Genomic DNA, 20449 nt, shown 5'->3' on the forward strand with positions numbered 1-20449 from the left:
CTCCTTACAGCACGCCGCGGCGCATCTGGTCGCGCTCGATGGATTCGAACAGGGCCTGGAAGTTGCCTTCGCCGAAGCCCTCGTTGCCCTTGCGCTGGATGATCTCGAAGAAGATCGGACCGACGGCATTCTGGGTGAAGATTTGCAGCAGCTTGCGCTGCTTGGTCTCGGCGTCGGCGTCGATCAGGATCTTGTTGCGGCGCAGGCGCTCCACGTCCTCGCCGTGATCCGGCACGCGCAGGTCGATCACGTCGAAGTAGGTGTCCGGGGTGTCGAGGAACTCGACGCCGGCGGCGCGCATGGCCTCGACCGTGGCGTAGATGTCGTCGGTGAAGCAGGCGATGTGCTGGATGCCCTCGCCCTTGTATTCGCGCAGGTATTCGTTGATCTGCGATTTCTCGTCCGAGGACTCGTTCAGCGGGATGCGCACGATGCCGTCCGGCGCGGTCATGGCCTTCGACAGCAGGCCGGTCTTCACGCCCTTGATGTCGAAGTAGCGGATCTCGCGGAAGTTGAACAGCTTCTCGTAGTAATCCGACCACTTCTGCATGTTGCCCAGGAACAGGTTGTGGGTCAGGTGGTCGATAAAGGTCAGGCCGAAGCCCTTCGGATCGGGCTCGGCGCCCGGCACCGGCTCGAACTCGGCGGCGTAGGCGTCCTGGCCGTCCGGCACCAGATACAGCATGCAGTCGCCGATGCCGTAGATCACCGGCACCGGCACCGCCTTGCTGGCCTCCTTGTGGGCCACGGCCTTGCCGCCTTGGGCGATGGCGGCGGCCTGCACGTCCTGCACCGGTTGGGTGAAGCGGATGGCGAAACCGCAGGCGCAGGGGCCGTGCGCGGCCGCGAAGTCGGCGGCGAAGGAATCGGGATCGGCATTCAGCAGGAAGTTGACGCCGCCTTGGCGGAACACGGTGATGTCCCGGCTCTTGTGCTTGAGCACCGGCATGAAGCCCATGCGGCGGAAGTAGTCGGCCAGCTCGCCGGCACGGCCGGCCGGGGCGGCGAATTCGACGAACTCGAAGCCGTTGATGCCCATCGGGTTCTCGAAGGTCTGCACGGTCATGCCGGTGTTGAGGGCGGCGTTCATGGATGGCTCCTTTACAGCATTGCGGAAAGCGCCCATAGTAGTTTCAGTTGAAACCATTTGCAAGCGCCATGCCCCATACCGCCAACCCGCACGCCGAACTGCGCCTGGAGCGCTTTTTACCCTACCGTCTGTCGGTGCTTTCCAACCGCATCAGCCAGGACATTTCGGCCCTGTACTCGGCCCGATTCAACCTCTCGGTGACCGAATGGCGGGTGATGGCGGTACTGGGCCACGAACCCGGCGTCAGCGCCAACCGGCTGGTGGAACGCACGGCGATGGACAAGGTCGCGGTCAGCCGCGCGGTGTCCGCCCTGCTGGACAAGAAGTTCCTGCTGCGCCGGGTTGATGCCGGCGACCGACGGCGCTCCAGCCTGAAGCTCAGCGCCAAGGGCTACGCGGTGTTCGACCAGGTGGTGCCGCTGGCGCTGGCGCTGGAACGCCGGATCCTGTCGGCATTGGAACCGGCCGAACAAACCCAGTTGCTGGCCATCCTCGACAAGCTGGAAGCGGCGGAGTTGGCGCTGGGCGTTTCCGAATGATTCCGGTTGACGGGCGTAGGGCCTTCCGCTTGAATGGGGCATCCGCCGCATAGGCGCACACCCATCAAACCAGGAAACCCGATGCGTCTACTCGCCCTCTCCCTCCTACTGACGTCCGCTTTCGCTGCGCAGGCTTCGCCGGAAAAACCCACAGATGCCGAACTGAACGATTGGATGGCCTTCCTGCGCAGCATCAGCCTGCCGATCATCACCGAGGTCTGTACGCCGCTGCTGGCCGACCAGGGCGATTACGCCGGCGTGGCCGCCAAATGGCTGGAAACGCATCACGCGGAAATCGCGCGCGGCCGGGATTTCACCAAAGCCGGCTCACCCAAAGACCGGGATTTCGACCAATACCACGCCAACATGGCCGCCGATTTCAAGCAAAAGCTTCTGGCGAAGCCGGAAGCCTCGCAACGGGCGATCTGCACCGACAGCTTGAATGCCTTACAGAAAAGCATTCCCAACAGCGCAGGCTGACGGCAACAACAGGGTTGGCGACAACCAAACAGGATATTGAATGCGTGCCCTTCTCTTCGGCAACTCCGGCTCCGGCAAAAGCACCTTGGCGCAACGCCTGGCGCAGACGCATGCCCTCGCCCATCTGGACCTGGACGCCATCGTCTGGGAGCCGGGCCAAATCGCCGTGCCGCGCGCGCCGGAGGCCGTGCTGGCTTCGTTGCACGCGTTCATGGACGGCAACGACCGCTGGGTGATCGAAGGCTGCTACGGCGAACTGGTGGAGGCGGCCAGCGGCCGCTGCACCGAGCTGGTGTTCCTCAATCCCGGACAGGAAACCTGCCTGGCGCATAACCGGCAACGGCCGTGGGAGCCGCACAAGTACGCATCCAAGGCCGAGCAGGACAGCATGCTGGAAAATCTGCAAGCGTGGGTTGCGGGCTATTACGAACGCGACGACGCGTGGTCGTATGCCGCGCACCGCCGGATCTTCGACGCCTTCGCCGGGGCCAAGCGTGAACTGACCGCACCGGCCGGCTGATCCGGCTTCACGCTTCCATCGGCGGCGGATTTCGTCCTACCATGGCGGTATCGCCGCATCGCGGCACGGCCCATGCCTTGGAGACGTCATGTCCGATTCCGAAAAAACCATTCCGCTCAGCAAGACCAAACTGGCCTTGCTGGTCGCCGGCTCCGTACTGTTCGTGGCGCTGGGCGTCTGGCTGGCGCAACTCGACGCCGCGGTCATCGCCAGCCAACGCCGCTACAACAACCCGGTGGTGATGCACGGCCTGGGCATCGCTTGCGCGCTGATGTTCTCGGTCACCGCGGTGTTCGGCCTGGTAAAACTGCGCGACGACCGGCCGGGGCTGGTGTTCGGGCCGGACGGCTTCACCGACAACGCCAGCGCCACCGCCGCCGGCTTCGTGCCTTGGGCGGAAGTGACCGGCGTCGGCGTGATGGAGTTCAACCGCCAGCGGATGCTGGTGGTGGGCGTGCGCGACCCGGAGAAATACCTCGCCCGCGCCGGCGCGCTGAAGCGCATGCTCGGCCGCGCCAACACCCGCATGTGCGGCAGCCCGATCGTCATCAGCGCGCATGCGCTGAAAACCGATTTCGGCGCGTTGGTGGCGGAATTCCAGAACCGGCTCGAGCGCCACGGCCGTCAGGCGTGACTGACTCGCCAACGCCGCTGCCGAACGTCATTTGCCCGCTGTGCGGCGGCGCCAATGAATGCGCGCCGGCCGAGAGCGGCCGTTTCGATCTGGAGTGTTGGTGCCGCACGGTGAGAATCAGCGCGGAGGCGCTGGCCCGGATTCCGCCGGAGCTGGCCGGCAAAGCCTGCCTGTGTCCGCGTTGCGCGGCCGTTGGCGGCTAATCCGTCTTGACACGGCGTGCGCGACTCCCATGCTAGCCTGCTCAAGCCATCATCTCGCATAGGTGCTACATGAAATCCGCTACGCTTGCCCTGCTGCTGACTGCCGCCACGCCAACCGATAGTGCGTCCGGCGCGACCCTGCGTGATCTGGTGATGGACATCGCCCTGCAGTATCCGCGCACGGAGTTGACCGTCTGCGGCAAAGCACATCCGGAACAGGATGCGGCGTTCGCCGCCGCGTTGGCCGGCTTCGGCGCGCGGATAAACGGCATCCTGGATGCGATGGCGCCTGCGCAACCGGCGCTGGCCACACCGCTGTCGCCGGCGTTCAGCGCTTTCCAGGCCATGCAGTCGGCGTTGGCGGAAGAGGATTTCCGCACACGCTCCGCGGCCGATTGCCAGGCCGTGCTACGCGACTTGGAAACGCTCACCGACGCGGAGCTCGAGGCCGGCATGTCGGAGAGCGCGGTTCGGCTGGAGCGGACCATCCGGAGCCATAACACGGAAATGGAGCGGGTGATGGGAATCGAACCCACGTCTTGAGCTTGGGAAGCTCAGGTCCTGCCATTGAACGACACCCGCATTCGCTTCCGATTCTAGGCCGGCGCAGGCGGTACGGCAACAAAAAAGCGGCCCGCAGGCCGCTTTTTTGTAGAAGGCGCGGCGCTTACTTCACGCCGTGCATCAGCTTGTTGATCAGCGGCGCGAACAGCAGGAACGCGGCGCCGAAGGCGAAACCGGCGATGGCGATCTGGCTGTAGGTGCTGGCGTACTGGGCGATGCCGCCCAGGGCGCCGCCGGAGGCCTGCGCCGCCACCGCGCCGGCCACGAAGTTGCCGATGGCGGTGCACAGGAACCAGGCGCCCATGGCCAGACCGGTGTCGCGCGCGGAAGCCAGCTTGCTGACCATCGACAGCCCGATCGGCGACAGGCACAGCTCGCCCATGGTGTTGATCATGTAGGCCAGCGCCAGCATCTCCCACGGGATGCGGGCATTGCCGTCCTGCAGGTTGCCGATGCTCCACACCAGGCTGGTGAAGCCGATGGCGACCAGGATCACCGCGATGCCGAACTTGCGCGGAATCGAGGGATTGACGCCGCGCGCTTCCAGCCGCGGCCACAGCCAGGCGAACAGCGGCGCCAGCAGGATGATGAACACCGGGTTGGCGGACTGGAACACGGTGAAGTCGAACGGCGCGTCGACGTGGTCCTTGGCGAAGAAGTTGAGCGAGGAGCCGGCCTGCTCGAACATGCCCCAGAACAGGATCTTGGCCAGGAACAGCAGCAGCATGGCGATGTAGCGGTGCAGCTGCACTTTGTCGCGGCTGCGCACGCCGGAGGCGATGAAGAACACGGTCAGCGCCAGGAACAGGCCGATCAGCAGCCAGCCGACCAGCGCCTTCTGGTTCAGCAGCAGGTACACCAGCGGCACCGACACCAAGGCGCCGAGCACCACCACCAGCGTGCGCGCGATGCCCTCGCCGCCGGCCGGCGGTCGGCCGATCTCGCCCATGCGCGCGATGCGCCACTGGAACACGGCCAGGCCCAGCAGCATGCCGATGCCGGCGGTGAAGAAGCCCCACTCGTAGCCGAAACGGGCGCCGATCAGGGTGCCGCAGACCAGCGGCGCCAGCGCGCCGCCGGCGTTGATGCCCATGTAGAAGATGGTGAAGCCGGAATCGCGGCGCACGTCGTCGGGCGCGTACAGGCGGCCGACCATGGTCGAGATGTTCGGCTTGAACAGGCCGTTGCCGACCACGATCAGCGACAGGCCGAGCAGGAACCACTGCAGGTCCTTGATCAGCAGCAGGAACAGGCCGGCTGCCATCAGCAGGCCGCCGATCACGATGGCGCGCCGGTAGCCGATGTAACGGTCGGCGATGAATCCGCCGAAGATGCCGGTGGCGTAGATCAGCGCCGTGTAGGCGCCGTAGGTCAGCGCGGCCTGGGCCTTGGCCTCGCCCTCCGGCAGCAGCGCGAAGAACTGCGCGGCCACGTACACCGCCAGCAGCGCGCGCATGCCGTAATAGGAGAAGCGCTCCCAGAACTCGGAGTGCACCAGCTGCCAGAGGGCGCGCGGATGGCCCAGGCTGTCGCCGGGCGGCGGCGGGATGAAGTCGGTGGCGGGTTTGGCGTCGGCCATGGGGAACTCCTCAAAAAACCACGGCCCGTGATCCGGGCCGTGGCGGGTTGCGGCGGGTGCCGGCGCTTACTTCACGCCGTGCATGAGCTTGTTGATCAGCGGCGCGGCCAGGAAGAACAGCGCGGCGATCACGATGCCGATGATGAACAGCTGGTTGAAGGTATCGGCGTACTGCACCAGCGAGCTGGCGGCTTCGCCATGGCCGCTGCCGCCGGAGGCGATCGCGGCGATGCGGCCGGCCACGTAGTTGGCCATCGCGATCGACAGGAACCAGCCGCCCATGGCCAGGCCGGTCTCCTGCGGACGCGCCAGCTTGGTCACCATCGCCAGGCCGATCGGCGACAGGCACAGCTCGCCCATGGTGTGGATCAGGTAGGTCAGGGTCAGCCACATCCAGCTGATCTTGCCGCCGGCGTCCACGAAGTTCTGGATGGCGAACACCAGCACATAGAAGCCGATGGCGGCGCCTGCCAGGCCGTAGGCGAACTTGCGCGGGATCGACGGGTTCAGCGCCTTGCCGTCCAGCGCGGGCCACAGCGAGGCGAACAGCGGCGCCAGCACGATGATGAACACCGGATTGACCGACTGGAACACCTCGAAGGTCGGGGTCCAGCCGAAGATGGAGACGTCCGGCATCTTGACGAAATCCTGGGCCAGGAAGTTCAGCGAGGAACCGGCCTGCTCGAACAGGGCCCAGAACAGGATGTTGGCGCAGAACAGGATCAGCATGGCGATGTAGCGGTGCAGCTGCACCTTGTCGCCGCTGGTGACGCCGCTGTAGATGAAATAGGCGACCAGGCCCAGCATCATGGCGATCAGCAGGCCGCCGAGCACTTCGCTCTGGCTGAGCAGGAAGAACACCGGCACCACCAGCACGGCGGCGGCGACCAGCACCTGCAGCACCGGGCCCCAGCCCTGCTTGCCTTCCGGCGAGGTGCCGACGTGGCCCAGCCAGTGCTTCAGGCCCTGGAACACCATCAGGCCGAGGATCATGCCGATGCCGGCGGCGAAGAAGCCCCAGCGGTAGCCGTATTGGCTGCCGATGATCGAGGCGCAGATGATCGGCGCGATCAGCGCGCCGGCGTTGATGCCCATGTAGAAGATGGTGAAGCCGGAGTCGCGGCGGGCGTCGCCCGGCGCGTACAGCTTGCCGACCATGGTCGAGATGTTCGGCTTGAACAGGCCGTTGCCGACCACGATCACCGCCAGACCGAGCAGGAAGGTGGTCAGGTCGGGCGCCATCAGCATGAACATGCCGACCGCCATCAGGGCGCCGCCGAGCATGATCGAGCGCTGGTAGCCGAGGATGCGGTCGGCCACGAAGCCGCCGGCAATGCCGGTCATGTACACCATCGAGGTGTAGCCGCCGAAGGTCAGGCTGGCCTGGGCGCGGGCGCCGTCGCCGAGGTGCGCGAAGAACGCGGCCGCCACGTGCACCGCCAGCATGGCGCGCATGCCGTAGTACATGAAGCGTTCCCAGAACTCGGCGCCAAACAGGTTCCACAGCGCTTTCGGGTGGCCGAGGATCTCGCCGGCCGGCGGCGGCAGGAAGCCGTCTTTGTTATCGGTTGCTCCGCTCATGCGGACTCTCTCCCTTGGGTGTTATGTTTTGATACACGAACGCTAATCATAATCAAAACCGGCCGCTTGCGGGTGATGGCCGGCCGGCCGGCGTAAGTGCTTGATGGCAAAGACCCGGATCAGCCGATGCGGGTGCGGACGGCGAACAGTTCCGGGAAAAAGCTGAGCTCCAGCGCCTTTTTCAGGAAGGCCACGCCGGACGAACCGCCGGTGCCGGGCTTGTAGCCGATGATGCGCTCCACCGTCTTCAGATGGCGGAAGCGCCAAAGCTGGAAGTTGACCTCAATGTCGACCAACTGCTCGCAGAAATGGTAGGCGTCCCAGTGCCCGGCGGTGTCCTCGTAGATGCGTTCGAATACCGCCGTCACCGCCTCCTGGCTCTCATAGGGCCGCGACCAATCGCGGTTCAGGCAGGCGGCCGGCACAGCGTGGCCGCGGCGCGCCAGATGGCGCAGGAATTCGTCGTACAGGCTCGGCGCGTTCAAGGTGTCGGTAAGGTGCCGGTGCAGTGCCGGATCGTAATCGAACACCTTCACGTAGTGGGCGTTCTTGTTGCCGAGCAGGAATTCGATCTCGCGGTACTGGTGCGACTGGAAGCCGGACGAGGCGCCGAGCACGTTGCGGAAGCGCATGTAGTCGCTCGGGGTCAGCGTTTCCAGCACCGACCACTGCTCGGTCAGTTGGCGCTGGATGTGCTTGACCCGCGCCAGCATCTTCTGGCACGGCCCCAGGTCGTCGGCGCGCAGATGCGCCAGCGCCGCGCGCAGCTCATGGATGATCAGCTTCATCCACAGCTCCGAGGTCTGGTGCTGGATGATGAACAGCATCTCGTCGTGCACCGGCGGCTCGGACAGCGGCTTCTGCGCGTCCAGCACCCGGTCCAGGCACAGGTAGCCGCCGTAGCTCAGACGGTCGCGGAAATCGACCGTGATGCCGGCTTCCAGCGGGCGTTGGTTGGGCGTTTCGGACATGGCGCGGCTCACGGTTTCTTAACCGCGCCAGTGTAACTTATCGGCTACACTAGTGCCGTTTTGGCGTATGCTTGGTCCAGACAACGGGAGAGCCGGATGGAGTCCGTGGTTCGTTTCGAAATCGATTACCTGCAGTACATGGACGCCGACGGCGGCCTGGTCAATCCCGAGCTGCCGGCGTTCGCGCGCGACCGCGCGCAGCTGGTCGGCCTGTACAAGGAAATGCTCAAGGTCCGCTGCTTCGACGCCAAGGCCGTCGCCCTGCAGCGCACCGGCAAGCTCGGCACCTACGCCTCCTGCCTCGGCCACGAGGCCGCGCACATCGGCATCGGCACCAGCCTGCGCCTGGACGACGTGTTCGCGCCCAGCTACCGCGAGTACGGCGCGCAGTTCGCGCGCGGCGTGAAGCCGCGCGAGGTGCTGCTGTACTGGGGCGGCGACGAACGCGGCAACGACTTCTCCGGCCCGGCGCACGACTTCGCCTGGTGCGTGCCGATCGCCACCCAATGCCTGCACGCGGCCGGTTCGGCGCTGGCGTTCAAGCTGCGCGGCGAAGACCGCGTGGCGCTGGCCTGCGTCGGCGACGGCGGTTCCTCGAAGACCGACACCTACGCCGCGATCAACTCGGCCGGCGCCTACGGCCTGCCGTTCGTGCTGTGCATCATCAACAACCAGTGGGCCATCTCGGTGCCGCGCCAGGCGCAGACCGGCGCGAAAACGCTGGCCCAGAAAGGCCTGGCCGGCGGCCTGGAATGCCTGCAGGTCGACGGCAACGACATCATCGCGGTCAAGGCCGCGGTCGAGCATGCGGTCAACCGCGCGCGCCACGGCCACGGCGGCAGCGTGCTGGAGCTGATCACCTACCGGCTGTCCGACCACACCACCGCCGACGACGCCCGCCGCTACCGCGACGACGAGCAGGTGAAAGCCGCCTGGCAGCGCGAACCGGTCAAACGCCTGAAGGCCTACCTGCTGGCGCAGGGCTGGTGGAGCGAAGACGAGGAAGCGGCCTGGATCGCCGAATCCAACGCCTGGGCCGACGCCGAAGTGGACGCCTATCTGGCCACGCCGGTGCAGCCGGTGGCGGCGATGTTCGATTCCCTGTACGCCGAACTGCCGCACGACGTGGCCGAACAGCGCGAGCAGGCCCTGGCCTGGGAGAACCGCTGATGGCCGCGATCACCCTGATTGAAGCCCTGACCCTGGCGATGGCCTCGGAAATGCGCCGCGACCCATCGGTGGTCGTGCTCGGCGAAGACGTCGGCGTCAACGGCGGCGTGTTCCGCGCCACCTCCGGCCTGATCCAGGAATTCGGCGCCGGCCGCGTGCTCGACACCCCGCTGGACGAGACCACCATCGCCGGCCTGACCGTCGGCCTGGCCGCGCAGGGCATGAAGCCGATCGCCGAAGCGCAGTTCGACGGCTTCATGTATCCGATGGTCGACCACGTGATCTGCCACGCCGCGCGCCTGCGCCACCGCACCCGCGGCCGCATGAGCTGCCCGATGGTGCTGCGCGTGCCCTGGGGCGGCGGCATCCGCGCGCCGGAACACCACAGCGAAGCCAACGAGGCCATCTTCACCAACGTGCCAGGCCTGCGGGTGGTGATGCCGAGTTCGCCGCAGCGCGCCTACGGTCTGCTGCTGGCCGCCATCCGCGACCCCGACCCGGTGATCTTCTTCGAACCCAAGCGCATCTACCGGCAGTACAAGGAAGAGGTGGTCGACGACGGCGAAGCCCTGCCGCTGGACGTCTGCTTCGTGCTGCGCGACGGCTCCGACGTGACCCTGGTGACCTGGGGCTCGCAGGTGAAGGAAGCGCTGGAGGCCGCCGACGCCCTGGCCAAGGACGGCATCAGCGCCGAGGTGATCGACGTCGCCACGGTCAAGCCGCTGGATTTCGACACCATCCACGAATCGGTGAAGAAGACCGGCCGCTGCGTGATCGTGCACGAGGCGCCGCGCACCGCCGGTTTCGGCGCCGAGATCGCCGCGCAGCTGGCCGAGAAGGCGATGTACGACTTGGTCGCGCCGGTCGAGCGCGTCACCGGCTACGACACGCACATCCCGCTGTTCCGCCTGGAAATGAAATACCTGCCGAGCGTCGACAAGATCGTCGCCGCCGCCAAACGCACCCTTGCCGCGAGCTGAGCCATGAGTGAGATCAAATCCTTCCATCTGCCCGACCTGGGCGAAGGCCTGCCGGACGCCGAAATCGTCGAATGGCATGTCGCCGTCGGCGACGTGGTGCGCCTGGACGCGCCGCTGGTGTCGATGGAGACCGCCAAGGCGGTGGTCGACGTGCCCTCGCCGTTCTCCGGCAAGGTGCTGAAGCTGGCCGGCCAAGCCGGCGACGTGGTGTTGACCGGCGCGGTGTTGGTCGAGATCGAACTCGACCCGAACCTGCCGCAGCGCGCCGACGCGCAGGACACCGGCCACCATCACGGCGCCCCGGCCGCGCCTGCGGCGCCCGCGCCGCCACCGGCCGCGGTCGAACCGGAAGCGGCCGATGAGGACGCCGGTACCGTAGTCGGCGCCATGGAAAGCTCGAATGCCGTGCGCAGCGAACAAGCGGTCGCCATCGGCGGCATCAAGGCCATGCCGGCCGTGCGCGCGCTGGCCAAGAAGCTGAAAGTCGATCTGGCCCGCGTGCGCGCCACCGGCGCCGACGGCGTGATCACCCTGGCCGACGTTAAAGCCGCGGCTGCCAGTCCCTCGGCCCAAGCGCCTGTCTCCGTAGCTGCGGCACCGGCTCCGGCCGTCGCACGCGCCCCGTCCGCCCCGGCGCCGGCGTTCATGCCGCCGCCGGCCGGCGACGACAAGGACGAACCGATCCGCGGCGTACGCCGCAACATGCTGCGTTCGATGAGCGCCGCGCACGCGGAAGTGGTGCCGACCACGCTGATGGACGACGCCGACCTGAGCGCCTGGGCGCCGGGCGAGGACATCACCGTGCGCACCCTGCGCGCGCTGGCGGTGGCGGCCAAGACCGAGCCGGCGATGAACGCTTGGCTGAACGCCAAGGAGGGCACCCTGCGCCGACACAGCGCGGTGCACATCGGCGTCGCCATCGATTCCGCCGACGGCCTGTTCGTGGCCTCGCTCAAGCACTGCGACACGCGCGATGGCACGCAGCTGCGCGCCGAACTCAACCGCCTGCGCGACGGCGTGCGCAACCGCACGCTGCCGCCGGAGGACCTGTCGGGCTACACGCTGATGTTCTCCAACTTCGGCGTGTTCGCCGGCAAATACGCCACCCCGGTGGTGGTGCCGCCGTGCGTGTGCATCGTCGGCGCCGGCCGCCTGTACCACGCGGTGGTGCCGGTGTTGGGCGGCATGGAGACGCATCGGATGATGCCGATTTCGCTGACGTTCGACCACCGTGCTGCCACCGGCGGCGAGGCCGCGCGCTTCCTGAAGGCGATGATCGACGACCTGCAGCGCGCGCGCTGAGCGCGCGCTCAGTCCTCCAGCACGTCCACCCGGTCGCGGCCCTTGTTCTTGGCCAGATACAGCGCCTGGTCGGCGTGGCGGAAGATGGTGTCCGGGTCGTCCATGCCCGGCCGGCTGCTGGCCAATCCGATCGAGACGGTGACCGCATCCGGCAACTCGCCGGCGCGGGATGCCAGACCCTTGCGCAGGCGCTCCATCACCGTGCGCGCGCCGGCGGTCGGCGTATCGGGCATGATCACCACGAACTCCTCGCCGCCGAAGCGCCCGGCGTAATCGCCGCCGCGGGTGGCACGGCGGATTTCCTCGGCCACCACCTGCAGCACCTGGTCGCCGACGGCATGGCCGTAGGTGTCGTTGATGCGTTTGAAATGGTCGAGGTCGATGACCGCGACCGAGAAGATCCGGCCTTGGTGCCAACGCGACGCCATCGCCAGCTCGCGCAGCTTGTTCAGGCCGCTGCGGTTGAGCAGGCCGGTCAGCGCGTCGTGCTTGGCTTCCTTGGCCAACTCCGCGTTCTGCTCCTCCAGTTCCCGCTGGTAGCCCAGCAGCTGCCGGGTCATGCGCGCGTTCTCGGCGGCCAACCGCTTGAGTTCGTCGTTGGTCTGGCGCAGCTCCAGCAGATGCATGACCTGGCGCGCGATCGCCGACAGCGCGGCGGTCTGCTGCGGCGTCAGCTGGTGCGGCTTGTCGTCCAGCACGCAGATGGTGCCGAGCGCGATGCCGTCGCGGGTGACCAGCGGCGCGCCGGCGTAGAAGCGCACATGCGGTTCGCCGACCACCAGCGGGTTGCCGGCGAAGCGCGGATCGCGGTGGGCGTCGGGCACCACCATGACCTCGTCGGGCCGGCGGATGGCATGGCCGCAGAACGCGATGGAACGCTCGGTCTCGGTCAGTTCGGTGCCCTGATGGGCCTTGAACCACTGGCGGTCGCGGTCGATCAGGGACACCAGCGCGATCGGCGTGCCGCAGATGGTGCTGGCCAGCAGCACCAGATCCTCATAGGCCTGCTCGGGCATGGTGTCGAGGATATGCAGGCGCTCGAGCGCGTCCAGGCGGGCGCGTTCGTCGGCATCGGAAATCGGCGGCAGTTCGGCGGAAACCATCATGCCCCTCCGTTGTTCAGTCCGAATCGGCCGGAATCGCGGGGAAACGGCGGCCGCGATACCACCAAGCGACGGCGATCACGGCCAGGAAGCTTTTGTAGGCGTACAGCGTGGCCAGCACCTGCTTCCAGATCGGACCGGGCTCGGCGCTGCCGAAGCCGTAGCGGCCGGCCAGCAGGCTGAGCGCGAACGCCAGCACCAATACCGCCAGATCGTAGCGGCGCCGGGCCGGCGTCACCGGCGTGTGACGCGGATAGAACCAGTACAGGGCCGCCAGGATGGCGAACCAGGGCAGGAACAGGATCAGCGCGAGGTTGGCGGCCATCAGGCGGCTCCGGCCTCGGCGGCTTCGCGGCAAATCGCCTCGAGCGCCTCGAGCACCTGGCTCTCCTGCGCCAATTCGGCCAGCTCGGCCACGTCGCGCAGCGCGTGCCAGGCCGCTTTGCCTTCGGCCTTGATCTTGGCCAGCAAGGCGCCGGCGTCGCGCGGGTTCTCGAAACCCCGGCTCTGCAGCAGCGTGTCGCCGTTGGCGTGGCTGAGCTTGAAGTAGAACTTGCCGTCCTTCTCGCGGTACTGCTTGAACACCGGCAACGCCGGCTTTTCCGCAACCGCCGATGCGGGCGATGAAGCTGCGCTGGCCAGGTCGCGCAGGCCGACGGCATGCCGCAGCTGGCGCAGCAGCGGCGTGGCGATGGCGCGGGCCTTGACGGCACCGGCCTGTAGCACCGCTTCGATGCGCGCCGGGTCGGCCATCAGGGCGTTGTAGCGTTCGCGCATCGGCGCGATTTCGGCGTCGATGACCTCGAACAGGCGCTGCTTGGCCTCGCCCCAGGCGATGCCGGCGGCGAAGTCGGCGCGCAGGGCGTCGGTCTGCGCCGGCGAGGCGAATGCCTGATAGAGCTGGAACAGGGCCGAGCCCTCGGTGTCCTTCGGCTCGCCGGGCGCGCGCGAATCGGTGACCAGGCCCATGATCTGCTTCTTCAGCGTGGCGGCATCGGCGAACAGCGCAATGGTGTTGTCGTAGCTCTTGCTCATCTTGCGGCCGTCCAGGCCCGGCAAGGTGGCCACCGATTCCTCGACCGCCGCCTCCGGCAGGGTGAAGTACTCGCCGCCGTAGATGTGGTTGAAGCGCGCGCCGAAATCGCGCGCCATCTCGATGTGCTGCACCTGGTCGCGGCCGACCGGCACCGTGTGCGCGCCGAACAACAGGATGTCGGCCGCCATCAGCACCGGATACATGAACAGGCCGGCGCTGACGCCGGCATCGGCGTCGTTGCCCTCGGCGGCGTTCTTGTCGACCGCCGCCTTGTAGGCATGCGCGCGGTTGAGGATGCCCTTGCCGGCCACGCAGGTCAAAAGCCAGGTCAGCTCGGGGATTTCCGGGACATCGGATTGCCGGTAGAACCACACCGTGTCCGGATCCAGGCCGCAAGCCAGCCAGGCCGCGGCGATTTCCAGGGTGGAACGCTGCACGCGCGCCGGATCCTGCACCTTGATCAGGGCATGGTAGTCGGCCAGGAAATAGAAGCTTTCCACGCCGGGCTGCCGGCTGGCGGCGATGGCCGGCCGGATGGCCCCGGCGTAATTGCCGAGGTGCGGGGTGCCGGACGTGGTGATGCCGGTCAGGACGCGCTGCTTGCCCATCGGAATCAGTTCTTCTTGCCGGCTTCCTCGACCACTTCACCGGCCTTCTGCACGTCCTTGCCGATGCCGCGGATGGTGTTGCAGGCCGACAGGCCGAGGACCAGGGCGGCGAGGAACGCGATGCTCAGGAACTTCTTCATGGTTTTCTCCAGGGTAATGGGCGCTCAGGCCCGCATCAGGGTGGATTTGCCGAACAGGCTCTCGACCAGGTCGACCGCGAGCGCGCCGGTGCGGTTGTGTTCGTCGAAGGCAGGGTTCAGCTCGACGATGTCGAGCGAGGCCAGCAGGCCGGTGTCGGCGATCATCTCCATCACCAGCTGTGCCTCGCGGTAATTCGGGCCGCCGGGCACGGTGGTGCCCACGCCCGGCGCGATGGCCGGGTCGAGGAAGTCGACGTCGAAGCTGACGTGCACGTGGGTGTCGGCGTCGACGCCTTCCAACGCCTCCTCGATCGAGCGCTTCATGCCGACTTCGTCGATGTAGCGCATGTCGTAGATGTCAAGGCCGTACTGGTGCACCAGGCGTTTCTCGCCGAGGTCGACCGAACGGATGCCGATCTGCCGCACCTGCTCCGGCAGGATGGCCGGCGCCGGGCCGCCGAGCGTGGTCAGCGCCTCCGGACCCAGGCCGCACAGGCAGGCCACCGGCATGCCGTGCACGTTGCCGGAGGGCGTGACCTCGCTGGTGTTGAAGTCGGCGTGGGCGTCGAGCCAGAGGATGCGCAGCTTCTTGCCGGTCTCGCGGCAATGGCGCGCCACCGCGGTGATCGAACCGATTCCCAGGCAGTGGTCGCCGCCGAGCACCACCGGCAGTTCGCCGCGGCCCAAGCTGGCGTACACCGCATCCATGGTCAGCCGGTTCCACTCGACCACTTCCGGCAGATGCCGGTAACCGCCGGTCGGCGGCTGCCAGGGGTTCACCGGCCCCTGCAGGTTGCCGTAGTCGCGCACGTCCAAGCCGCGCGCGCGCAGGGCGTCGGCGATGCCGGCGACGCGCAGGGCCTCGGGGCCCATGGACGCGCCGCGGTGGCCGGCGCCGATGTCGGTCGGCACGCCGATCAGGGCGATTTTCGGACTATCCAGTGTCATGCCTCGGTCCATCACGGGAAGAAGGCTAGTGTAGCGAATTTGCGGCCAAAGCCGCCAGATTGGGGTCCGACGGCGGGGTGCCGTTCAGCCGCTGGCTAAAGATGGTGCCGGCACCCGGATTCGAACTGGGGACCTACCGCTTACAAGGCGGTTGCTCTACCGACTGAGCTATGCCGGCTCGGTCCGCTCATTGTACGCGAGCGCTCCGGCTTTGCGTAGCGGATCAACCGCAGGGCTCGGCCGGGACCGGCGGCGTCTGCTCGCTCTGCCACTGGCGGAATCCGGCGGCGTTGCGTACGCTGGCCTCGATCCACCAGTGCGCCGTGCGCGCCTGCTCGGCGCGTAGCAGCACCTCAAGGCCCAATTGCTGGGCGGTGCGCTGGCGGCTCTCGGCCAAGACCAAGTCGGCGAAAACGCCCAAATCGATGCCGTGGTCGGCGTCGATGCGCGCCGTATCGAAGCCGGCTGCGAGCAGGCTTTCGCGCAGCAGTTCGGCGTCGGCGCGGTTGGCCGCCGGCGGCACCCGCAGCCGGTAGCCGGCGCCACGCACGGCCTCGCTGCGGCGCGTCTGCAGATCGAGCGCGACATACTCCAGCGACTGCCAGGCGCGGCGCATCGCGGCTTCGTCGGGGAACGGGCCGAGCCGCCAACAGGCATCGGCCTGCAGACGGCGCTGACCACGTTCCAGCTGCAGGTATTCCTGATGCAGGATCAGGCCCGGCGTGCCCGGCTCGGTCGCCGGCAACAGCGCGGCGGCCGACGGTTCGCGGTGCCGGAGGTGCCAAACCAACGCGCCGACGTTGGCGAACAGCAACAGCAGGCAAAGACGCCGCAGCCAGATCATGCGCCGTTCAACTCGATGTAGCGCAGCATGCCGAGGAAAACCAGATCCGGCGCGGCCTCGACGCGGCCGGGCAACTGCGGCAGCCAGATTCCGGCATCGCCGCCGCCGACCAGCACCGGTACCTCGGCGCCGCCGAACGCGCCGTCCAGCACCCGCTGCAGCATGCCCAGCAACTGGTGCCGGATGCCGGTGGCGAGCGCGTCGGCGGTATTGTCGGCCAGCAGGCCGGCGTCACCCTGGCGCTCGAACAGGCCGGGGAACCGGTCGCGCATCGCCTGCCATTGGAACGCCGGACTGGGCGCGATCAGGCCACCCAGATGCCGGCCGTCGGCGGCCAAGGCGTCCACCGTCAGCGCCGAGCCGAAGGACAGCAACAGGCAGTCGCGCGCGTCGTCGCTGGCCGCCAACAGCGCCAGGAAGCGGTCGACGCCAAGCTGACGCGGCTGCGCGTAAGCCACCCGCAGCCGGCCGATTTCGGCCATGCTTTCGATCGGATGCACCGGCACCCGCAAGCCGGACAGCAGGTAGTCGAGGCGTTCGGCGCGCCAGCCTTTGCTGACCGAGGCCAGGAACACGCGCTCGACATCCGGCGCGGCCAACACCGCCAGCGCCTGCTCGAGCGCGTGCGCGTCGTCGAAATCCAGCGCGGCCACGCGTTGCCAGCCGACCGGTTCGCGCCGGGCCAATTTCAGACGGCTGTTGCCGCTGTCGATCAGGATGTCAGCCATCGATCCTCCGCACGCTCACTTCACCGCTGTGGAAACGGCGTTCGCCGCCGGCCTCCAACGCGACGCGCAAGGCGCCGTCGGCATCGATGCCCAGCGCGCGGCCGTCGATGCCGCCCTCGGCGGCCAGGATGCGCACCGGTTGGCCGGCCAATACGTCCAGCGCCTGCCAGCGCGCGGCGAAGCCGGCCAGACCGTCGCGCTCGTAGCGCGCGAAGCCGTCCGCCAATGCCGGTAGCAGCCCCGCCAACAGCCGGTTGCGGTCGAGCGTGCCGTGATGCTGCGCCAGCGCCGTCCACGCTTGGTCGATGCCGGCGCCGGCGGCGGGCGGCATGTTGACGTTGATGCCGAAACCGAGCGTGACCTCGCACGGGCCTTGCGCCTCGCCGCGCAGCTGGATCAGCAGACCGGCGCATTTGCGCCCGTGCAGCCAGAGGTCGTTCGGCCATTTCACGCCGAGGCCGTCGATGCCCTGCGCGCGTAGCGCATCGGCCAGGATCACCGCACAGGCCAACGGGAAGCCCGCCATCGCCGCCATCGGCAGGGCGAAACGCCGGTTGACGCTGCAATAGATGTTGGCCAACGGCGGCGACACCCAGGCCTTGCCGCGGCGGCCTTGGCCGGCGCGCTGGGTTTCGGCCAACCAAACGGCGATGCCGTGGGCCGGCGCCGGCTGGGCCATGGCCGGACGCTGGGTGGAATCGGTTTCGAACACGACATGCAGGTCGGCGATCTGTGCCTGCATCGCGGGTTCCAGCAAATCGCGGATGCGCGCGGCATCCAGCAACGGCGTCGGCATAGTCAAGGCGTAACCCTGCTGCTCGCGCGCCTCGATCGCCAAACCCAGGCCGCGCAGCTGCTCGATGCGTTTCCAGACCGCGGCGCGGGTCACGCCGAAGCGCTCGGCCAAGGCCACGCCGGTCTGCGGCCCGTCCAGCAGGGCCTGCACCAGGGCGCTGTTATCCACGGCGTCCGGTCAGCAGGCGGCCAAGCACGCGCGCCTTCTCGAACTGGTTTTCGGTACCGGCGCGCAGGCGCTGCAGGTTGCTGCGGTGGCTGTAGGTCAATAATACGGCACCGACCGCGGCGAACGCCCAATACACCGGCGGCATGGCGAACCACCATGCGCTGAGCACCAGACTGATGGCGGCCAGGATGGTGGACAGGCCGACATAGCCGGTGAGCGTCAGGCACAGCAGCCAGACGCCGAGTAACGGCAGCAGCGCCTGCGGCCAGAGCAGAATAAGGCCGCCGACCAAGGTGGCCGCGCCTTTGCCGCCGCGGAATTCGTGGAACACCGGCCAGATGTGGCCGACCACTGCCGCATACAGGGCGCCGAAGGCGACCGCGACATCGGCCGGGAACAGGCGCTGCGCCAACCAGACCGCGAGCATGCCCTTGCCGACGTCGACCAGCACCACGCCGAGTGCGAAACGCCAACCCTGCGTGCGCAGGGCGTTGGTGCCGCCGGCGTTGCCGCTGCCCTGGGTGCGGATGTCGACGCCGCGGAACCGGCCGACCAGCAGGCTGCCCGACACCGAACCGAGCAGGTACGCCGACAGCACCACGGCGAACATCGCGATCATGGCGCGAATACCGGTTGCAACGAAATCACCAAAGCCCCGGGGCCGGCATGGGCGCCCACGGCCGGACCGGTCTCGACGCACCAGGCCTGTTCGCACTCGATGCGCGCGGTGAATTCCTTGAGCAGCGTCTGGCCCGCGGCCAGATCGTCGCAGTGGCCGATGATGACGCGGTAGCGCTTGCTGCGGTCGACGCGCTTGGCCACGTACTCGGCGTAACGGCACGGGATGTCGCGCTTGCCGAACAGGCCGCCGGTGACCTTCAGTCGGCCTTCGGGTGAGACCTTGGCGATGGCGGTCAGGCAGAGCAGATTGGCGATCGGGCCGGCCCAGCGCGGCACGCGGCCGCCGCGCACGGCATGGTTGATGTCGGCGGTGCAGGCCCAGGTCTGGGTCAGCGGGCGCAGGGATTCCAGCAGGGCGACAATCTGCTCCGGCGTCTGCCCGGCACGCGCCGCTTCCGCCGCCGCCATCACCAGCAGGCCTTGGCCGCCGGCGGCGTTGGCGCTGTCGAACAGGTGGATGCGTTCGGCATGGCCGCGCTTGGCCGCGGTCTCGGCCGACTGCAGGGTACCGCTGACCGCGCGCGACAGACCGACGTAGACCACATGCGGATGGTGCGAGAGCAGAAACTCGAATTGCCGGCGGAAATCGCCGGGCGAGGGTTGGCTGGTCTTCGGCAGCACCAGCTCGGTACGCAGCTTGCGGTAGAACTCGGCCGTGCTCAGGCCGACCTTGTCCAGGTAGTCGGTTTCGCCGAAGCTCAACCGCAGCGGCACGCTGTGCACGTTCAGGGTTTCGGCGATGTTGGCCGGCAGGTCGGCCGAGCTGTCGGTGATCACCACCACCGCTTTGTCGCCGGCGGCGGTGCGCGCCTGCGCCTGCATGTCGTCGGCCTTGGTGCCTTCGATGCGGCCGAAGCGGGAAGCGGTCTCGAACAGCGTCTTCGGGTCGCTCACGTGCGCGTGCAGCCGGATGCGCGAACTGGAACCGGCGATCACCACGCAGGACGCGCCCAAATCGCCGACCGCGGCGCGCAGGCCGCTGCGGTCCAGGCCGTCGCCGAGAATCAGGCACTCGCTGCACCAGCGGTGCTCGGGGTCGCCTTCGGCCAATTCGCTATGCGCCTGCGACAACTCCAAATCGGCGCAATCGTTCTCGGCCACGTCGTCCAGGTCGATGTCGCCGTCGAGGATGAACTGATACACGCCTTCCAGCATATCGACGAAACCCTGCGCGCCGGCATCGACCACGCCGGCTTTCTGCAGCACCGGCAGCTGGTTCGGAGTATTGGCCAGTGCCTTGCGGGCATCCTGCAGGGCGCTCTCGAACCAGCCCTTGAAGTGGAAGCCGCCCGGGTCGCGCTGGATGGCGTCGGCGAAGGCGGTGATGACGCTGAGAATGGTGCCTTCCTTCGGCTCGGACAGGGCCTGGCGCGCGGTATCGGCGCCGTGTCGGATGGCCTGCCCCATCTGCTCCAAGCTGGCCACGCGGGCCGGCCCGATGCGCTCGGAGATGCCGGTGAAGAACTGGGCCAGGATGGCGCCGGAATTGCCGCGCGCGCCGTCGATGGCGTGTTCGCTGACCCGTCGCAGCAGCTCGCCGGTGCTGTGCGCCTTGCGGCTCAGGGCGCCGGTCAGGATGTTGCCCAAGGTGAACGCCATGTTGCTGCCGGTATCGCCGTCGGGGACGGGGAATACGTTGATTTTATTGAGCAAATCCCGTTGCGCGATGACCCGACGGGCGCCTGAAATCAGCGCACGGCGCAACATCGGGGCGCGGATCAGCGGCGCGCAGGGATCGATGGGCAATGTATTCATCCGGTTTTCTTCGTCCGGCCCCTGTCAGG

The 20449-nt window shown here is 67.7% G+C and carries 23 protein-coding genes and 2 tRNA genes; 9 read left to right on the forward strand and 16 right to left on the reverse strand.

Annotated features, from left to right (window positions below):
* Nucleotides 1-4: 4 nt before the first annotated feature.
* A complete protein-coding gene (hppD, locus tag IEV56_RS03575) occupies nucleotides 5-1066 on the reverse strand; it encodes a 4-hydroxyphenylpyruvate dioxygenase (RefSeq protein WP_188448001.1) in 1062 nt (353 codons plus the stop codon).
* 92 nt (nucleotides 1067-1158) lie between these two features.
* On the opposite strand from hppD, the gene IEV56_RS03580 reads away from it, so the two are divergent.
* The 6 genes from IEV56_RS03580 (at nucleotide 1159) to IEV56_RS03600 (ending at nucleotide 4009) form a co-directional block, all read left to right on the forward strand.
* The gene (locus tag IEV56_RS03580) at nucleotides 1159-1629 is read left to right on the forward strand and encodes a MarR family winged helix-turn-helix transcriptional regulator (protein WP_188447799.1); all 471 of its coding nucleotides are present in this window, start codon (nucleotides 1159-1161) and stop codon (nucleotides 1627-1629) included.
* A gap of 81 nt (nucleotides 1630-1710) precedes the next feature.
* On the forward strand, nucleotides 1711-2109 hold the full coding sequence (locus IEV56_RS03585; RefSeq protein WP_188447801.1) for a hypothetical protein: 399 nt from the start codon (nucleotides 1711-1713) through the stop codon (nucleotides 2107-2109).
* A 40-nt stretch (nucleotides 2110-2149) separates the two neighbouring features.
* A complete protein-coding gene (locus IEV56_RS03590) occupies nucleotides 2150-2629 on the forward strand; it encodes a P-loop NTPase family protein (RefSeq protein WP_188447804.1) in 480 nt (159 codons plus the stop codon).
* Nucleotides 2630-2717: 88 nt separating this feature from the next.
* On the forward strand, nucleotides 2718-3263 hold the full coding sequence (locus tag IEV56_RS03595; RefSeq protein ID WP_229730152.1) for an STM3941 family protein: 546 nt from the start codon (nucleotides 2718-2720) through the stop codon (nucleotides 3261-3263).
* The gene (locus IEV56_RS10575; protein WP_229730153.1) at nucleotides 3260-3466 is read left to right on the forward strand and encodes a cysteine-rich CWC family protein; all 207 of its coding nucleotides are present in this window, start codon (nucleotides 3260-3262) and stop codon (nucleotides 3464-3466) included. Before IEV56_RS03595 ends, IEV56_RS10575 begins: the two co-directional genes overlap by 4 nt.
* 69 nt (nucleotides 3467-3535) lie before the next feature.
* Nucleotides 3536-4009 carry a hypothetical protein gene (locus tag IEV56_RS03600; protein ID WP_188447805.1) on the forward strand — a complete coding sequence of 158 codons (474 nt, stop codon included), beginning with the start codon at nucleotides 3536-3538 and terminating at the stop codon, nucleotides 4007-4009.
* Here IEV56_RS03600 and IEV56_RS03605 read toward each other — a convergent pair.
* From IEV56_RS03605 to kynA, 4 genes are all read right to left on the reverse strand, one after another.
* A tRNA-Gly gene (locus IEV56_RS03605) sits at nucleotides 3975-4048 on the reverse strand. The genes IEV56_RS03600 and IEV56_RS03605 overlap by 35 nt on opposite strands.
* Nucleotides 4049-4133: 85 nt before the next feature.
* Nucleotides 4134-5609 (reverse strand): peptide MFS transporter, encoded by a 1476-nt coding sequence (locus IEV56_RS03610; RefSeq protein WP_188447807.1) that lies wholly within the window; start codon nucleotides 5607-5609, stop codon nucleotides 4134-4136.
* A gap of 66 nt (nucleotides 5610-5675) precedes the next feature.
* Entirely contained in the window at nucleotides 5676-7190 is a 1515-nt protein-coding gene (locus tag IEV56_RS03615) for a peptide MFS transporter (protein ID WP_188447809.1), read from the reverse strand.
* A 119-nt stretch (nucleotides 7191-7309) separates the two neighbouring features.
* The gene (gene kynA, locus IEV56_RS03620) at nucleotides 7310-8161 is read right to left on the reverse strand and encodes a tryptophan 2,3-dioxygenase (RefSeq protein WP_188447811.1); all 852 of its coding nucleotides are present in this window, start codon (nucleotides 8159-8161) and stop codon (nucleotides 7310-7312) included.
* A 96-nt stretch (nucleotides 8162-8257) separates the two neighbouring features.
* On the opposite strand from kynA, the gene pdhA reads away from it, so the two are divergent.
* Genes pdhA through IEV56_RS03635 form a run of 3 tightly spaced genes read left to right on the forward strand, consistent with a single transcriptional unit; the run spans nucleotide 8258 to nucleotide 11613 of the window.
* Complete coding sequence (gene pdhA, locus IEV56_RS03625) at nucleotides 8258-9331, forward strand: pyruvate dehydrogenase (acetyl-transferring) E1 component subunit alpha (RefSeq protein ID WP_188447813.1); 1074 nt, start codon at nucleotides 8258-8260, stop codon at nucleotides 9329-9331.
* Nucleotides 9331-10311 carry an alpha-ketoacid dehydrogenase subunit beta gene (locus IEV56_RS03630; RefSeq protein ID WP_188447815.1) on the forward strand — a complete coding sequence of 327 codons (981 nt, stop codon included), beginning with the start codon at nucleotides 9331-9333 and terminating at the stop codon, nucleotides 10309-10311. The genes pdhA and IEV56_RS03630 overlap by 1 nt, the downstream gene beginning before the upstream one ends.
* A gap of 3 nt (nucleotides 10312-10314) precedes the next feature.
* Nucleotides 10315-11613 (forward strand): dihydrolipoamide acetyltransferase family protein, encoded by a 1299-nt coding sequence (locus IEV56_RS03635; RefSeq protein ID WP_188447817.1) that lies wholly within the window; start codon nucleotides 10315-10317, stop codon nucleotides 11611-11613.
* 8 nt (nucleotides 11614-11621) lie between these two features.
* Here IEV56_RS03635 and IEV56_RS03640 read toward each other — a convergent pair whose 3' ends face one another.
* The 11 genes from IEV56_RS03640 to IEV56_RS03690 all read right to left on the reverse strand — a co-directional run bounded on the left by IEV56_RS03640 (nucleotide 11622) and on the right by IEV56_RS03690 (nucleotide 20420).
* Nucleotides 11622-12716: a GGDEF domain-containing protein gene (locus IEV56_RS03640; RefSeq protein WP_188447820.1), complete on the reverse strand. Its 1095-nt coding sequence runs from the start codon at nucleotides 12714-12716 to the stop codon at nucleotides 11622-11624.
* Between the two features lie 16 nt (nucleotides 12717-12732).
* Nucleotides 12733-13041 (reverse strand): hypothetical protein, encoded by a 309-nt coding sequence (locus tag IEV56_RS03645; RefSeq protein WP_188447822.1) that lies wholly within the window; start codon nucleotides 13039-13041, stop codon nucleotides 12733-12735.
* Nucleotides 13041-14360 carry a tryptophan--tRNA ligase gene (locus IEV56_RS03650; RefSeq protein ID WP_188447824.1) on the reverse strand — a complete coding sequence of 440 codons (1320 nt, stop codon included), beginning with the start codon at nucleotides 14358-14360 and terminating at the stop codon, nucleotides 13041-13043. The genes IEV56_RS03645 and IEV56_RS03650 overlap by 1 nt, the downstream gene beginning before the upstream one ends.
* A gap of 5 nt (nucleotides 14361-14365) precedes the next feature.
* Nucleotides 14366-14500 (reverse strand): entericidin A/B family lipoprotein, encoded by a 135-nt coding sequence (locus tag IEV56_RS03655; RefSeq protein ID WP_188447826.1) that lies wholly within the window; start codon nucleotides 14498-14500, stop codon nucleotides 14366-14368.
* Between the two features lie 24 nt (nucleotides 14501-14524).
* The gene (rocF, locus tag IEV56_RS03660; RefSeq protein ID WP_188447828.1) at nucleotides 14525-15448 is read right to left on the reverse strand and encodes an arginase; all 924 of its coding nucleotides are present in this window, start codon (nucleotides 15446-15448) and stop codon (nucleotides 14525-14527) included.
* Nucleotides 15449-15550: 102 nt separating this feature from the next.
* Nucleotides 15551-15626: transfer RNA gene (locus IEV56_RS03665), tRNA-Thr, on the reverse strand.
* Nucleotides 15627-15671: 45 nt separating this feature from the next.
* Complete coding sequence (locus IEV56_RS03670; RefSeq protein ID WP_188447830.1) at nucleotides 15672-16292, reverse strand: hypothetical protein; 621 nt, start codon at nucleotides 16290-16292, stop codon at nucleotides 15672-15674.
* Entirely contained in the window at nucleotides 16289-17020 is a 732-nt protein-coding gene (locus tag IEV56_RS03675) for a type III pantothenate kinase (protein WP_188447832.1), read from the reverse strand. The genes IEV56_RS03670 and IEV56_RS03675 overlap by 4 nt, the downstream gene beginning before the upstream one ends.
* The gene (locus tag IEV56_RS03680) at nucleotides 17013-17984 is read right to left on the reverse strand and encodes a biotin--[acetyl-CoA-carboxylase] ligase (protein WP_188447834.1); all 972 of its coding nucleotides are present in this window, start codon (nucleotides 17982-17984) and stop codon (nucleotides 17013-17015) included. Before IEV56_RS03680 ends, IEV56_RS03675 begins: the two co-directional genes overlap by 8 nt.
* Nucleotides 17977-18603, reverse strand: a complete 627-nt coding sequence (plsY, locus tag IEV56_RS03685; RefSeq protein WP_188447836.1) for a glycerol-3-phosphate 1-O-acyltransferase PlsY — start codon at nucleotides 18601-18603, stop codon at nucleotides 17977-17979. The genes IEV56_RS03680 and plsY overlap by 8 nt, the downstream gene beginning before the upstream one ends.
* Complete coding sequence (locus IEV56_RS03690) at nucleotides 18600-20420, reverse strand: DegV family protein (protein ID WP_188447838.1); 1821 nt, start codon at nucleotides 20418-20420, stop codon at nucleotides 18600-18602. Before IEV56_RS03690 ends, plsY begins: the two co-directional genes overlap by 4 nt.
* Nucleotides 20421-20449: the final 29 nt, after the last annotated feature.

The sequence above is a fragment of the Arenimonas maotaiensis genome (assembly GCF_014638745.1).
Classification (GTDB): Bacteria; Pseudomonadota; Gammaproteobacteria; order Xanthomonadales; family Xanthomonadaceae; genus Arenimonas; species Arenimonas maotaiensis.

Bases quoted from the DNA above. Each gene is read 5' to 3' on its own strand.
- hppD (WP_188448001.1), bottom strand. From the start codon at position 1,066: ATGACCGTGCAGACCTTCGAGAACCCGATGGGCATCAACGGCTTCGAG.
- IEV56_RS03580 (WP_188447799.1), top strand. From the start codon at position 1,159: ATGCCCCATACCGCCAACCCGCACGCCGAACTGCGCCTGGAGCGCTTT.
- IEV56_RS03585 (WP_188447801.1), top strand. From the start codon at position 1,711: ATGCGTCTACTCGCCCTCTCCCTCCTACTGACGTCCGCTTTCGCTGCG.
- IEV56_RS03590 (WP_188447804.1), top strand. From the start codon at position 2,150: ATGCGTGCCCTTCTCTTCGGCAACTCCGGCTCCGGCAAAAGCACCTTG.
- IEV56_RS03595 (WP_229730152.1), top strand. From the start codon at position 2,718: ATGTCCGATTCCGAAAAAACCATTCCGCTCAGCAAGACCAAACTGGCC.
- IEV56_RS03600 (WP_188447805.1), top strand. From the start codon at position 3,536: ATGAAATCCGCTACGCTTGCCCTGCTGCTGACTGCCGCCACGCCAACC.
- IEV56_RS03610 (WP_188447807.1), bottom strand. From the start codon at position 5,609: ATGGCCGACGCCAAACCCGCCACCGACTTCATCCCGCCGCCGCCCGGC.
- IEV56_RS03615 (WP_188447809.1), bottom strand. From the start codon at position 7,190: ATGAGCGGAGCAACCGATAACAAAGACGGCTTCCTGCCGCCGCCGGCC.
- kynA (WP_188447811.1), bottom strand. From the start codon at position 8,161: ATGTCCGAAACGCCCAACCAACGCCCGCTGGAAGCCGGCATCACGGTC.
- pdhA (WP_188447813.1), top strand. From the start codon at position 8,258: ATGGAGTCCGTGGTTCGTTTCGAAATCGATTACCTGCAGTACATGGAC.
- IEV56_RS03630 (WP_188447815.1), top strand. From the start codon at position 9,331: ATGGCCGCGATCACCCTGATTGAAGCCCTGACCCTGGCGATGGCCTCG.
- IEV56_RS03635 (WP_188447817.1), top strand. From the start codon at position 10,315: ATGAGTGAGATCAAATCCTTCCATCTGCCCGACCTGGGCGAAGGCCTG.
- IEV56_RS03640 (WP_188447820.1), bottom strand. From the start codon at position 12,716: ATGGTTTCCGCCGAACTGCCGCCGATTTCCGATGCCGACGAACGCGCC.
- IEV56_RS03645 (WP_188447822.1), bottom strand. From the start codon at position 13,041: ATGGCCGCCAACCTCGCGCTGATCCTGTTCCTGCCCTGGTTCGCCATC.
- IEV56_RS03650 (WP_188447824.1), bottom strand. From the start codon at position 14,360: ATGGGCAAGCAGCGCGTCCTGACCGGCATCACCACGTCCGGCACCCCG.
- IEV56_RS03655 (WP_188447826.1), bottom strand. From the start codon at position 14,500: ATGAAGAAGTTCCTGAGCATCGCGTTCCTCGCCGCCCTGGTCCTCGGC.
- rocF (WP_188447828.1), bottom strand. From the start codon at position 15,448: ATGACACTGGATAGTCCGAAAATCGCCCTGATCGGCGTGCCGACCGAC.
- IEV56_RS03670 (WP_188447830.1), bottom strand. From the start codon at position 16,292: ATGATCTGGCTGCGGCGTCTTTGCCTGCTGTTGCTGTTCGCCAACGTC.
- IEV56_RS03675 (WP_188447832.1), bottom strand. From the start codon at position 17,020: ATGGCTGACATCCTGATCGACAGCGGCAACAGCCGTCTGAAATTGGCC.
- plsY (WP_188447836.1), bottom strand. From the start codon at position 18,603: ATGATCGCGATGTTCGCCGTGGTGCTGTCGGCGTACCTGCTCGGTTCG.
- IEV56_RS03690 (WP_188447838.1), bottom strand. From the start codon at position 20,420: ATGAATACATTGCCCATCGATCCCTGCGCGCCGCTGATCCGCGCCCCG.